At 64.4% G+C, this 11,931-nt stretch carries 12 protein-coding genes; 1 reads left to right on the top strand and 11 read right to left on the bottom strand.

What is annotated here, in order from left to right; all coding sequences use genetic code 11:
- Nucleotides 1-1,911, top strand: a 1,911-nt coding sequence (locus ACDELDRAFT_RS06880) for a membrane-bound PQQ-dependent dehydrogenase, glucose/quinate/shikimate family (RefSeq protein ID WP_005794886.1), incomplete at its 5' end; no start/stop codon positions are given.
- Between the two features lie 7 nt (nt 1,912-1,918).
- On the opposite strand, the gene ACDELDRAFT_RS06875 is transcribed toward ACDELDRAFT_RS06880, so the two are convergent.
- From ACDELDRAFT_RS06875 to ACDELDRAFT_RS06825, 11 genes are all read right to left on the bottom strand, one after another.
- Nucleotides 1,919-2,809, bottom strand: a complete 891-nt coding sequence (locus tag ACDELDRAFT_RS06875; RefSeq protein WP_005794884.1) for a LysR family transcriptional regulator — start codon at nt 2,807-2,809, stop codon at nt 1,919-1,921.
- A 246-nt stretch (nt 2,810-3,055) separates the two neighbouring features.
- Complete coding sequence (locus ACDELDRAFT_RS06870) at nt 3,056-3,799, bottom strand: dihydrofolate reductase family protein (RefSeq protein WP_005794882.1); 744 nt, start codon at nt 3,797-3,799, stop codon at nt 3,056-3,058.
- A gap of 56 nt (nt 3,800-3,855) precedes the next feature.
- Entirely contained in the window at nt 3,856-5,010 is a 1,155-nt protein-coding gene (locus tag ACDELDRAFT_RS06865; protein WP_005794880.1) for an aldo/keto reductase, read from the bottom strand.
- A gap of 79 nt (nt 5,011-5,089) precedes the next feature.
- Nucleotides 5,090-5,917, bottom strand: a complete 828-nt coding sequence (locus tag ACDELDRAFT_RS06860) for an SDR family oxidoreductase (protein WP_005794878.1) — start codon at nt 5,915-5,917, stop codon at nt 5,090-5,092.
- 39 nt (nt 5,918-5,956) lie between these two features.
- On the bottom strand, nt 5,957-6,841 hold the full coding sequence (locus ACDELDRAFT_RS06855) for a formylglycine-generating enzyme family protein (RefSeq protein WP_005794876.1): 885 nt from the start codon (nt 6,839-6,841) through the stop codon (nt 5,957-5,959).
- On the bottom strand, nt 6,838-7,671 hold the full coding sequence (locus ACDELDRAFT_RS06850) for an SDR family oxidoreductase (protein ID WP_005794874.1): 834 nt from the start codon (nt 7,669-7,671) through the stop codon (nt 6,838-6,840). Before ACDELDRAFT_RS06850 ends, ACDELDRAFT_RS06855 begins: the two co-directional genes overlap by 4 nt.
- Nucleotides 7,668-8,510: an SDR family NAD(P)-dependent oxidoreductase gene (locus ACDELDRAFT_RS06845; RefSeq protein ID WP_005794872.1), complete on the bottom strand. Its 843-nt coding sequence runs from the start codon at nt 8,508-8,510 to the stop codon at nt 7,668-7,670. Before ACDELDRAFT_RS06845 ends, ACDELDRAFT_RS06850 begins: the two co-directional genes overlap by 4 nt.
- Nucleotides 8,511-8,584: 74 nt before the next feature.
- The gene (locus tag ACDELDRAFT_RS06840; protein ID WP_005794871.1) at nt 8,585-9,346 is read right to left on the bottom strand and encodes an SDR family NAD(P)-dependent oxidoreductase; all 762 of its coding nucleotides are present in this window, start codon (nt 9,344-9,346) and stop codon (nt 8,585-8,587) included.
- 73 nt (nt 9,347-9,419) lie between these two features.
- Nucleotides 9,420-9,914 (bottom strand): cyclophilin-like fold protein, encoded by a 495-nt coding sequence (locus ACDELDRAFT_RS06835; protein ID WP_081470088.1) that lies wholly within the window; start codon nt 9,912-9,914, stop codon nt 9,420-9,422.
- Nucleotides 9,898-11,178: a multidrug effflux MFS transporter gene (locus ACDELDRAFT_RS06830; protein WP_005794867.1), complete on the bottom strand. Its 1,281-nt coding sequence runs from the start codon at nt 11,176-11,178 to the stop codon at nt 9,898-9,900. The genes ACDELDRAFT_RS06835 and ACDELDRAFT_RS06830 overlap by 17 nt, the downstream gene beginning before the upstream one ends.
- A 10-nt stretch (nt 11,179-11,188) precedes the next feature.
- Complete coding sequence (locus ACDELDRAFT_RS06825; protein WP_005794866.1) at nt 11,189-11,929, bottom strand: SDR family oxidoreductase; 741 nt, start codon at nt 11,927-11,929, stop codon at nt 11,189-11,191.
- Nucleotides 11,930-11,931: the final 2 nt, after the last annotated feature.

Here is an 11,931-nt window from a genome sequence, read left to right as displayed (position 1 = left end):
CCGGGCAACGCGGTCGGTGCTGCGGCGGGCGGCGACTGGCGCCACTGGGGCCGCACGCCCTCCGGCACGCGGCATGCGCCACTGGACCAGATCACACCCGGGAACGTCGCGGACCTGCAGGTCGCCTGGACCTACCGGACGGGCGAGATTCCCAAGAGCGGCAGCCAGACGCACGTGGTGACGCCCCTGCATGTGAACGGCATGCTGTACGGGTGCACGCAGTCGAGCCGCCTGTTCGCGCTCGATGCGGAAACCGGCCAGGAGCGCTGGACCTTCGACCCGAAGACCGGCGAGAGCATCTTCCCCCGTTGCCGGGGCGTGGGCTACCACGACGCCAAGGCAACCGGCGCCGCCTCGACCGTGCCTGCCGGCGAGCAGCCGACGGCAGCCTGCACGCGCCGAATCATCGCGACGACCGTCGATGCCCGTATCGTCGCGGTGGACGCGCTCACCGGCCAGCCCTGCACGGACTTCGGCGACAACGGCATCGTGAGCCTGCGCGTCGGCATGGACAAGGGCAACCCGGAGTTCTACTTTCCGACCGCGGCGCCCACGGTGACGCGCAACCTCGTGATCGTCGGCGGCCTCGTCTGGGACAACCAGGAACTGGGCGAGCCGTCCGGGGTTGTGCGTGCCTTCGACGTGCGCACCGGCGCGCTGGTGTGGGCCTGGGACCTGGGCAATCCGGCCATCACCGGCCTGCCGCCCGAAGGCCAGAGCTACACGCCCGGCACGCCGAACGTATGGTCCACGCCGGCCTTCGACGAAGCCCTGGGCCTCGTCTATCTGCCCACCGGCAATGCCACGCCGGACTTCTGGGGCAGGCACCGCACGGAGGCGGACGACCGCTATTCATCGTCCATCGTGGCGCTGGACATCGCCACGGGGCGCGAGCGTTGGCGCTTCCAGACCGTGCGCCACGATCTCTGGGATTACGACGTGCCCTCGCAGCCTGCGCTCTACGACGTGCCGGACGGCAAAGGCGGTATGACGCCAGCCCTGATCCAGACCACCAAGCGCGGACAAATCTTCATGCTCGACCGGCGCGACGGCACGCCCATGGCCGAGGTGGTGGATAGGCCCGTGCCCCAGGGCGGGGTCCCGGATGAGCGCCTGGCCGCCACGCAGCCGTACTCGGTCGGCATGCCGGCCATCGGCACCGAGCCGCTGAGCGAGCAGCGCATGTGGGGCCTCACGCCGCTGGACCAGTTGATGTGCCGCATCGACTTCCGCAAGGCGCGCTACGAAGGCGAGTTCACTCCACCGAGCGAACAGTGGACGATCCAGTATCCGGGCTGGATGGGCGGCACCACCTGGGGATCGGCATCGGTGGCCGAGAACCTGGGCTATCTGATCCTCAACGACACCCGCGTTGCTGTTTTGAACCGGCTGGTTCCCCGCGCCGCCTACGACGCCAAGGCCAGCGCGGACGGCGGACATACCGGTGGCGCGCCGCAGCGCGGCACCCCCTGGGGCATTGAGCAGCAGCGCTTCCTGTCGGCGCTGGGCGTGCCTTGCCAGGAACCGCCTTACGGCACGATCAACGCGATCGACCTAGCCACGCGCAAGCTCGTCTGGTCGATGCCGCTGGGCACCACCGAGGAGACGGGGCCGCTGGGTATCGCCACGCGGCTGCCCATGCCAATCGGCATGCCGACCCGGGGCGGGCCGATCACGACCTCTTCCGGCCTGATCTTCATGGCGGCTGCGCAGGACTACTACATCCGCGCCCTGGATGTGCGCACCGGTCGCGAACTCTGGAAGGAGCGCCTGCCAGTGGGCGCCGAAACCGTACCGATGACCTACCTGTCGCCGGCCAGCGGCCGCCAGTTCGTGGTCATCAGCGCGGGGGGGAACTCCTCGACGACGACGAAGGGGGATTACGTCGTGGCGTTTGCCTTGCCTCAATAGCCATTCTTCATTTGATTCTCTGTGTTCGTAGCCGAGCGACAAATCGCTCCAGTGGAGCAGACAAGCTGTCCCTGTCGGGCCGAAGCAGGTATGTGGTGATGACGGCGGACTCCACCGCCAAAGGACGGGTCACTACATCTGGCCGTTGGCAGGCCGCGATCCTGGTCTCCGTGGTGAAGCCCACACCGAACCCCGCACCGACAAGGGTGAGCATCATGTCCAGCGAGGACACATGCTCAACAACATTCGGCTCGCGCTCCAGTGGCCGAAGGAGCCTGGCCAGTTCGCGGCAATAGCCCTCGCACACGTGTGGATCGCACAAGACAAGCGGGTGGCTCGCGAGTTCATGCAGTGGGATCTCCCTGTGGGCGAGCAATTCGTGCCGCGCTGGCATCGCGATCACCAGCGGGTCTTGCCAAACAGGTTCGGCAACAATGTCTCCACCCACATCAGCAGCGTGCGCAAACCCAATCGTGAAATCGCCAGAGCGCAGGCCGCGCAATTGTTCGGCCAGCGGCACTTCGGCCAAGCGTATCTCGATTCCCGGCTCTTCCTGGCGGCAACAGGCGAGAAACGCCGACAGTCGGGGATCAATCGCACCGTCAGATACTGCGATGCGGATGCTCCCTCGCAAGCCAGAGCCGACGGCCTTGGCATTCTCCCGTGCCTGCTCCAGGACAGTGAATAGTCTGCGGACGTCCTGCAAAAATGTAGCGCCCGCTGCAGTCAGCACTGTTCCCCGGCGGTTCCGATCGAAAAGCAGCACACCCAGTTCTTCCTCAAGTTCTTTGATGGCCCGCGACAGAGGTGGTTGTTCGATATGCAAGCGCTCGGCAGCGCGTGTGAAATGCAACTCCTCGGCCAAAACCACAAAACAGCGAAGATGTCGTAACTCCATGCAACCTCCTTCCTAGAGATATGGCGTGACCACCGATTTAGGTTGGCATGCAGTTCCCAGCCGGGAGATCCGACGACCCAATGGATTCAGCGCAGAGATAAACAGTCGAGCGCCGTCGCGATTGCCATGCTTGCAATACATCGTTTCAGCAGTCCTCAGTCGAAGGTTTAGGCGCAACCCTCCTTCACCTATGTTCAGTCACAGGCATATGTGGTATTCGGCATACCATCGATGGCGCTCACTATTTCAGCCGCCGGCACTGGCATTCGGAGAATGACTATTCTTGACAACGTAGCGCAGCCAGATACTGTCGCCCTTGCCAACTTCTGCGCTCTTCAAAGTGAACTCCACAGGCGCGTGGGCCGGCAGGTAATCTGACTTTTCGAACAGCGTCACTGTGTTGTTCTCGCCGTCTGCCAATGGCGCAATCACCAAGCTGAGTTCATCGACCAAACCAGCCTGCAGGAAAGACCAATTGATGAAGCCGCCGCCCGAGACCATCAACGTCTCGATTTGGAACAAGGCCTTCAATTTTTCGGCAGCTAATTTGCAGTCGAGTTGGTCCTTGCCCGCGATGATGTAAGAGATTTCCATCTTGCGAAGGAAGGCGCGATAGGCGTTGCTTGCCTTTTCCGTCAGGACTTCAATGATGTGAGCGGCGGGCCGATCCTCGTACTTCAAGGTATTGGTTTCCCAGCCGATCTTCCCCGATGCGTCAACCGAAACGTAGTGCATTTGGGCGCCGCTCACCGCGACGTAATCGCCTTCCGGCACGGCGGGTGCGTTCTCGTCCAGCGCAGGCTTCTTGTAGAAGGTGAAGTTCTCGTCGGTCGTGACACGGCCACAGAGCCAGGCTTGAGGCTGATAGAACGCATTGGTGCGCTCATACTCTTGTGCAGGAATCTTGATCGCCTCCGTTCTCATATATGGGCCGGTGATCTTCCCATCCAGTGACGTCATCATGTGGCAGACGATAAAGGGCCTGTTCATTGCGAAACCTCCTGCTGAATACTCTTTGTCGATGTGACCTTGCCGGCCAAATCGCTTTACTTCTTCTCCGGCGCTTCCACGTCTGACATAGCCAGCGTGCCAGGGGCGGCGCGCTCGCCGACAATGCGGATGGCTTCCAGTTCCCTGCGGAACTGAAGCAGTTCGTCCGGCGTAAAGCGCGCATTGACCGCACCGAGATTCTCGGCAAGGTGCCAAGGATCGGTGGTTCCGGGAATGGGAACGATCCACGGCTTTTGTGCGAGCAGCCACGCAAGGGAAAGCTGACCTGGCGTCACACCCTTGCGCTGCGCCCAACGGTGGGCGAGGTCGTACACGGCCAGGTTCTGCTTCATTGCATCGGGGAAGAAGAACGGCACACCGGCGCGGTTGTCTTCCTTGGCGAATACGGTGCCTTCACCGAAGCGGCCAATGAGAAAACCGCGCGCTACCGGCCCCCAGGGCACGAAACCGATGCCCAGCTCCTCGCAGATCGCGAGGATTTCATTCTTCTCCGGTGAGCGTTCGAGCAGCGAATACTCGTTTTGCACGGCGGCAACCGGCTGCACGGCATGGGCGCGACGCAACGTGCGCGGACCCGGCTCGGACATGCCGAAATGCTTGACCTTGCCTTCGGCGATCAGATCCTTGACGGTGCCGGCCACATCCTCGATTGGCACCTTCGGATCAACGCGGTGCTGGTAGAGCAAGTCGATGTAGTCCGTGCGCAGGCGGCGCAGCGATCCCTCCACGGCGCGGCGGATATTGGCCGGACGGCTGTCCAGGCCGGTGCGTTCAGTGCCGTTGTAGCTGAAGCCGAACTTGGTGGCGATCACGACCTTCTGGCGCATCGGTTGCAACGCTTCGCCGACCACTTCCTCGTTGGTGAACGGACCGTAGGTTTCCGCGGTGTCGAAGAAGGTGACGCCACGCTCGACCGCATCGCGGATCACCGAGATCATCCGTGCCTTGCCGGGAAAGGGGTAGTAATAGCCGCTACCACCCATGCAGCCCAGGCCGACCTCGGAGACCTCAAGGCCGCCGAGCCGACGCAGGCCAGGTGCGGGCGTCTTGACCGTAGAGGAGGAATCGTTTGTGCGCTCAGTCGCGGCCATGCTGGGAAGCGCTGCGGCCATCGCCGTCAGGCCCACCCCACCGATGAATCCCCGGCGTGGCATGTTGATGCCGGCATTGTTGTCGTTTGAATCGTTCATGTTCAGTCCTCAGCAGATGGATGAGGAGCGATCGGGCTCATGCGATCGGCTCTGCGGAAATGCAACGCATGGACTCGGCTTACTCCGGCGCGAGTTCACCGAACCAGTAGGAGGCCGTGACGCCGCCATCCATCAGGAAGTCGCTGCCGGTGATGAACGCCCCGTCGGCCCCCATCAGAAGCGCTGCAACAGAGGCCACTTCGTCGGGCGTTCCCGCCCGTCCAACCGGGCAAAGGTCGATCATGCGGCGGTAGCCTGCACCGCGCGGGCCGGTCAGCTCATCCTTGGCCAGCGGCGTGATGATGATGCCGGGGCTGATCGTGTTGACCCGTGCGCCACGCTTGCCCCAGCGCACCGCTTCGGCCATGACGCGCAGCGCATTGCCGCGCTTGGAGAGTTGGTAAGCGTGAAGCGTGTCCTTCACCTGGTCGGGCTGAAGGAAGTCGAGCGCCAACAGATCGTCCGCAGGCGTCGTTGCCAGGGCTTTGTTCTGCTCGGGGCTCAGCGCACCGAGTCGATGCCCGGACTGCGAGGCGATGACGACGCCAGCGCCGCCACGGGCGATCACGTTGCCGAACTCTTCCAGAATGACGGCGGTGCCGTAGAGATCGACGCCGAGGATGGCCTGCGGCGACGCCTGCGAAGGTGAGACGCCGGCGGCATGGATCAGGCCGGTGATTTCTCCGATTGCAGTGGCTTTCTCGACCAGCGCGTGGATCGAGTCGCGCTTTGAGATATCGACCATCGTGGTGCTCACCTCGAAACCTGCCTCGCTGAGCACCTTGGCAGCCGCATCTGCGTTCTCCTGCCGCAGGTCGGCCAGCAGCACATGCTTACCGGCGCCTACGCGCCTTGCGATCGCCTGGCCAATCGAGCCGGGACCTATGACGACAACGACTTGAGTCATGATGAATTCCTTCTTGAGATTGATCGGAATGGATGCACTTCACACGGTGCGCACCAGGCGCAAACCAATGCTGATACCGCGGTAGTCCGGTTCGTAGTCGCGCCGGAAAGCCGTGCGCCAGCTCGTGGCAGTGGCGTGCCAACTCCCGCCACGCACGACACGGCGCGTTCCCCGCTGCGGCCCCTGTGGATCGACCGCCGGGCTGCGGGCGTAGTAGTCCGCGTCATACCAGTCCTGCACCCATTCCCAGACGTTGCCGTGAACATCGTGCAGGCCCCACGGATTGGGCTGCTTGGTACCGACGGGGTGGTGGCCGCCGGTCTGGAAGTCGCCGCCGTGCCAGGCGTAGCGGTCAAGTTGACGCTCGTCATCACCGAAGGAGTAGCGCGAGCTGGTTCCAGCCCGCGCGGCGTACTCCCATTCAGCCTCGGTCGGCAGGCGGTAGCGCGTGCCGCCTTCGCGCTTGTTCAGTGCGGCGATGAACTCCTGCGCATCGTTCCATGAAACCGTCGCCGGATGATCGGGCCGCGTGATGCGCTCGGCCATGCCCGGCAGCTTGTAGTAGGGATTCGAGCGGTCACGCTCATAGGGGTTCTCACCCAATACCGCCTGCCACTGCGCCTGCGTCACCTCGTGCCGACCGATCTGGAAGGCCCGGCTGATGGTGACCTGGTGCTGCGGCTTCTCGAAAGCTCGCGCCTGACTGTCGCTATCGGGCGACCCCATCATGAAAGTTCCGGCCGGTATGGTCACGAACTCCATGTTGAGGCTGTTGGTAAATATCGCAGCAGCACCTTGGGTTCGCTGAGCCAAGGCTGAGCCCGGCCGCCCCAACAGCGCCGTCGCGCAAACCCCGGCCGTGGCAGCGGCGGCAGTCGTCAACAGCTTGCGGCGCGACGCGAAAAGATGATGATCGGGCTTCATGACGCACCTCGATTCGGGAGTTGGACAAGATCAGGGTCGTCTGGGTGAATGGCCTTCAGGTCCGCGAGCACCTGGGCTGGCTCCTGGTCCAGCGGCATGTTCTCGGCGTCGCCAACACCATCGGGCGACTTGCCGAAGTCGCCGGAATCCGCAGTCACCGCAGCGAAGAGCGGTGCCAAGTCCTTGGGTTCAGGGCCGACTTCGGCGACCAGCTCGAAGGTCTTGTTGCGGGCCTGCTCCAGCGTGAGGCTGGCCACCAACACCTCGGCGATCTGGCGGCGGGCGATCACTCCATCGGCGGGTGTGCCGGCATGCCGGGTGTCGCCCTGGAGCATCACGATCCGGCGTTGATTGGCATCGTTGTAGTCGAACCATCCGGGACGCACGATCGTGTAGGCATTACCGCTGGCGCGCACGAGGCGTTCCGAGCGCCGCTTCCAATCGTGCGCCTCGGTCCGGCGGTTATAGGAGCCAACGCGGTCGGTGACGCCGATGGCGGTCATCAGCGCGATGCGGGTCTTCTGCCCGCGCAGGGCGACCAGCACGTTGCGCACGCCCCCGTAGTCGATGGCGCGCGTGTCAGCCTTGCCGCCGTTGGAGCCGTGCGTGAAGACAATGGCGTCCACGCCGGCGACTGCTCGCGCGAGCGTATCCGGCTGGGTCAGCTCGCCGACCACGGCGTCAACCTGCGCCGGCAGCCCGGCGGCCTTGCCGCGGTCACGCACGAGCGCAAGCACGGTGTGGCCCTGGCGTAGCGCTTCCTCGACAACGTGGCGTCCGACGCTGCCGGTCGCGCCGACGCACAACACAGTCAATGCTTTCGCGCTCATGTCAGACTCCGCGCGAATTCCTGCGCTGCGGCGAAGATTTCCTCGTCGCTGGTGCTGAGCGTATAGGACGAGATGCCTCCATCGACCGGCATGACCGTGCCGGACACGTAGGCCGACAGGTCGCTGGCGAAGAACAGCGCCGCGTTGGCCACGTCCTCGGCCGAGCCGTAGCGGCCCATCGCCTGCTTGCTGCCCAGTCGCCCAACCAGGTACTGCACCAGCTCATCGGCCTTCTCGGGTGGAACGCCGAATGCCTTGGCGATCAGCGGCGTCATGATGACGCCCGGTGCCACGCCATTGGTGCGGATGCCGAAGGGCGCCAGCTCCTTCGCTGCATGACGGATCGTTCCGACGACGGCATGCTTGGCCGTCGCATAGGACACTGACGACCAGCCGCCCTGCAGGCCGGCGACACTGACCGTGCTGATGATGGAGCCACCCGTGCCTTGTTCCTTGAACCGGCGCGCGGCGCACTTGTGGCCCAACACCACCGAGCGCACGTCCAGCACAAAGGTCTTGTCGAAGCCCGCTGGCCCGATTTCGGTGATGGATGATCCATCGCCCGTGGAGCCGGCGTTGTTGAACATCACGTCGAGCCGGCCGAAGCGAGTGACGGCCGCGTCCACGGCAGCCTGGATGGAGGCTTCATCGGTCACATCGGTGCGCTGAAATGCCGCAGCTTCGCCGAGCGAGGTCGCAGCCGCTTCGCCGGCTTCCTGCGCGACGTCGGCGATGACCACGCGCCCACCCTCGGCGACGAAGCGCTGCACGGCAGCCAAGCCGATCCCACTTGCGCCACCCGTGACGATGGCGACTTTTCCGGTCAATAGATTACTCATCTGGCTATTCCTTTGCTTTGTTCGATGGACACGGCCAGGGGTGCCTTCTCGGCTCCCGCCCGTAGCGCGCAGAGTTACTGAACCGTGATCCCGCCATCCACGACCAGCGAATGGCCGACCACGAAGCTCGACGCATCGCTGGACAGCCAGAGCACCGCCTGTGCGATTTCGTCCGCGCGTCCCAGCCGCTTGATCGGCACTTGCTCGATCAGTGCGTTCAGGACCGCCGGGTCGGTGCTGATCATCGAGGACACCATCGGCGTGTCGATCACGCCGGGGCACACGGCATTGATGCGGATGCCCTTCGAGGCGTACTCCAGCGCCGCGCTCTTGGTGATGCCGACGATGCCGTGCTTGGTCGAGCAGTAGGACGTTCTTCCCGCGACGCCGACGATGGCGCCCATCGAGGAGCAGTTCACGATCGTGCCGCCGCCCCCTTGCTTGAGCATCTGCTGCGTCTGGTGCTTCATGCACAGCCAAATGCCCTTGAGGTTGATGTCGTGCGCGCGAATGAAGTCGTCGGTGCTGGCCTCGGCGATCTCCGCATAAGGGGGCATCCAGCCGGCGTTGTTGTAGGCTGCATCGATGCGGCCGAATTCCTTGGCGGTGTTTTCCACCAGCGCCTTAACCTGCGCTTCATCGGACACGTCGCATTGCAAGGCCAGCGTCTTGCCTCTTGCGGACAGGCGATCCGCCTGTTCCTTGACTTTGTCGTAGTGGTTCCCGGACAGCACGACCGATGCGCCGGCTTCCAGAAATGCTTCCGCCGATGCCAAGCCCATGCCTGAGCCAGCACCCGTGATAAGGGCAACTTTGCCTGATAGATCGATTTTCATTTTTTGGCCTTTTCTCTTGCTTCGCACCGTGGCTGCTGACGCGAGCCGGGCGCATGGTGTCTGGTGGCGCCGATCACTCGGCGAGTTCAATCGTCACTTCGGTCGAGCCGTGTCTGAAGATGTCGAGGTTCGTGTCGATCGAACCCAACAGCGCCAGCCCCTCGCCGGGGATGACCGGGCCGCCGACGGTGTAGTAGATGGCGAAGCCCGGCGCGGGCGGCCAGTACGCGATGTCGCCGGCCTGGTAGGTTTTCTGCAGCGGATCGCTGACGGCGATGGCGGGCATCGGCCCGTACAGCTCGCGCCCGAAGTGATCGCCCATGCGCACTTTCAAGGGCAGCTTGGCCGCAAACGTCCGAGCGGTGGCGTTGTCGAGCAGCGTCGCCTGCGCTTGGCGGCCATCGGCGGCGGTCAGGACGATCTTCTGGCCGCCGCGCGCATGCCTGTGCTCGTCCGCCTGCGCCTCGGCAACGACGGATGGAGACAACATCCCCAGTCCCACCATCGCGGCCAAGCAAAGGGCCGCTCGGCGTGTTCCCGTGCTCTTGCTGTTAAATGGCTTGTTCAATTTGTGCTCCTTTGCGGGGGGCCTGCACCAGCGACCTGGCGCACAGCACGCTGCCAATGCCCGCGACCGCAATGACCCAGCCCATCGGCCGGGGCGTGCCATCGGCAAAAAAACCCACCAGTCCAGACCCCGCGATGCCGCTGCCGTACTGGAGTGCGCCGACCAGCGCCGAGACGGACCCGGCCTGCATCGAGAACTCCGCCAACGCGCCGGCCACCGAGTTGGCGACGATCAGGCCGGTACAGGAAATGAAGACGAACAGCGGCAGCAGCAGGCCCCAAAGCCCGCCCCAGTCCATCCAGGTCGCGACGGCGCACGCTATGCCGGCCAGCGCCGCGATCAACGCACCCGCGACGAGCAGGCGATCGGCACCCAGCCGCGTGACCAGGCGTGCATTGAGCACGTTGGTCGCCATGATTCCGAGGATGCCGGCGCCAAAGAGCAGGCCGTAGTGCTGAGCGGGAAGATGGTGGTAGGTGATGTACGCGAAGGGCGTGCCGGCGATGTACGCGAACATGCCGGCGTAGAAGAATCCGCCCGCACCCGCATACGCCAGAATGCGGCGCTCGGTGAGCAGCTTCGCGTAGCGGGCGAAGGCGCCACTCAACCGCCCACCATGCCGGCGCAGCGGCGACAGGGTTTCCGGGATCGTGTACAGCGCCACCAGGCTGGCGAGACCGAGCGCGACGAGCAGCCAGAAGATCGCCCGCCACCCGGCCCAGGCCGCCACCTGCGCGCCGATGATCGGTCCCAGCAGCGGCGCAATCGCCATGACCACCATCAGGGTCGAGAGCATTCGCGCGGCGCGTGCGCCCTCATAGAGATCCCGCACGATGGCCCGCGAGATGACCACGCAGGCCGAAGCCCCGAGCGCCTGGACGATGCGCCAGCCGATGATGGTCTCGGCACTGCCGGCCAGCGCGCAACCGACCGATCCGATGATGAACAGCACCAGCCCGGCGGCCACCGGCAGGCGTCGGCCGAACTTATCGCTGACCGGCCCCCAGAACAACTGTCCGACGCTGAAGCCAATCAGATAGCCGGTAATCGAGAACTCCAGCATGCCGTGGCCCGCGTGCAGTGCGGCGGCCATGGCAGGCATGGCCGGCAGGTAGAAGTCCGTCGAGATGGAGGCGAAACCCATCAGCGCGCTGAGCACGGCCAGCACGCGCCATGCGGTGTCTGCCGCAGCCGCGCCATCGGGTGCTGAGGACGGCACGGCAGGCAGCGCATTCGACGGGCGATCTTCCATCTCCTGGAACATGGGCGGCCTCTCAGAGTTCCTGCACCGTCGGGCGGAACAGGATCTCGTTGATGTCGATGTTCTCCGGCTGGCTCATGGCGAACAGCACGCAGCGCGCGAAGCTGTCGGCCGGGATGGCGTTGTTCTTGTAGTAGTCGGCGATCGCCTCGTTGACACCCGGAGCACCGACCGACGCAGGCAGCTCGGTGTCCACCGCGCCCGGAGACAGCACCGTGGTGCGGATGTTGTAGGGCTTGACCTCCTTGCGCAGCGCCTCGGAGATCACGCGCACCGAATACTTGGTCGCCGAGTAGATCGCGCCGCCCGCGCTGATGGTGTGGCCGGCCACGGACGAGACGTTGATGAACTGGCCGCTCTTCTGTTCCTTGAAGTACGGCAGCGCTGCGGCGATGCCCCACAGCACGCCCTTGATGTTGACGTCGATGCACTGGTCCCATTCATCGAAGCGCATCATTTCGAGGGGCGCCAGCGGCATCAGGCCGGCGTTGTTGATCATCACGTCGATGCGGCCATGCAGCTTCACGGCATGATCGACCAGGGCCTTGACCTGTTCGCGGTCGGTCACGTCCACCTTGAACGCGGCTTCCTTGGACAGGCCCAGTTCGGTGGCCAGCGCCTCCAGGCGGTCCAGGCGACGCGCGCCGAGTACGACCTTGGCGCCGGCCTCGACCAGATGACGGGCGGTTTCGGCGCCCAGGCCGCTCGATGCGCCGGTGATCACGACCACCTTGTCCTTGATGTTGTCAGTCATGG

The organism is Acidovorax delafieldii 2AN (assembly GCF_000175235.1).
GTDB lineage: Bacteria > Pseudomonadota > Gammaproteobacteria > Burkholderiales > Burkholderiaceae_C > Acidovorax > Acidovorax delafieldii_B.
The sequence above is the reverse complement of the archived record's forward strand: the minus strand, read 5'-3'. Positions and strand labels throughout refer to the sequence as shown.

What these genes read in the sequence shown, in the direction of transcription:
- ACDELDRAFT_RS06875 (WP_005794884.1), bottom strand. Translation starts at nt 2,809, where the DNA reads ATGGAGTTACGACATCTTCGCTGTTTTGTGGTTTTGGCCGAGGAGTTG.
- ACDELDRAFT_RS06870 (WP_005794882.1), bottom strand. Translation starts at nt 3,799, where the DNA reads ATGAACAGGCCCTTTATCGTCTGCCACATGATGACGTCACTGGATGGG.
- ACDELDRAFT_RS06865 (WP_005794880.1), bottom strand. Translation starts at nt 5,010, where the DNA reads ATGAACGATTCAAACGACAACAATGCCGGCATCAACATGCCACGCCGG.
- ACDELDRAFT_RS06860 (WP_005794878.1), bottom strand. Translation starts at nt 5,917, where the DNA reads ATGACTCAAGTCGTTGTCGTCATAGGTCCCGGCTCGATTGGCCAGGCG.
- ACDELDRAFT_RS06855 (WP_005794876.1), bottom strand. Translation starts at nt 6,841, where the DNA reads ATGAAGCCCGATCATCATCTTTTCGCGTCGCGCCGCAAGCTGTTGACG.
- ACDELDRAFT_RS06850 (WP_005794874.1), bottom strand. Translation starts at nt 7,671, where the DNA reads ATGAGCGCGAAAGCATTGACTGTGTTGTGCGTCGGCGCGACCGGCAGC.
- ACDELDRAFT_RS06845 (WP_005794872.1), bottom strand. Translation starts at nt 8,510, where the DNA reads ATGAGTAATCTATTGACCGGAAAAGTCGCCATCGTCACGGGTGGCGCA.
- ACDELDRAFT_RS06840 (WP_005794871.1), bottom strand. Translation starts at nt 9,346, where the DNA reads ATGAAAATCGATCTATCAGGCAAAGTTGCCCTTATCACGGGTGCTGGC.
- ACDELDRAFT_RS06830 (WP_005794867.1), bottom strand. Translation starts at nt 11,178, where the DNA reads ATGTTCCAGGAGATGGAAGATCGCCCGTCGAATGCGCTGCCTGCCGTG.
- ACDELDRAFT_RS06825 (WP_005794866.1), bottom strand. Translation starts at nt 11,929, where the DNA reads ATGACTGACAACATCAAGGACAAGGTGGTCGTGATCACCGGCGCATCG.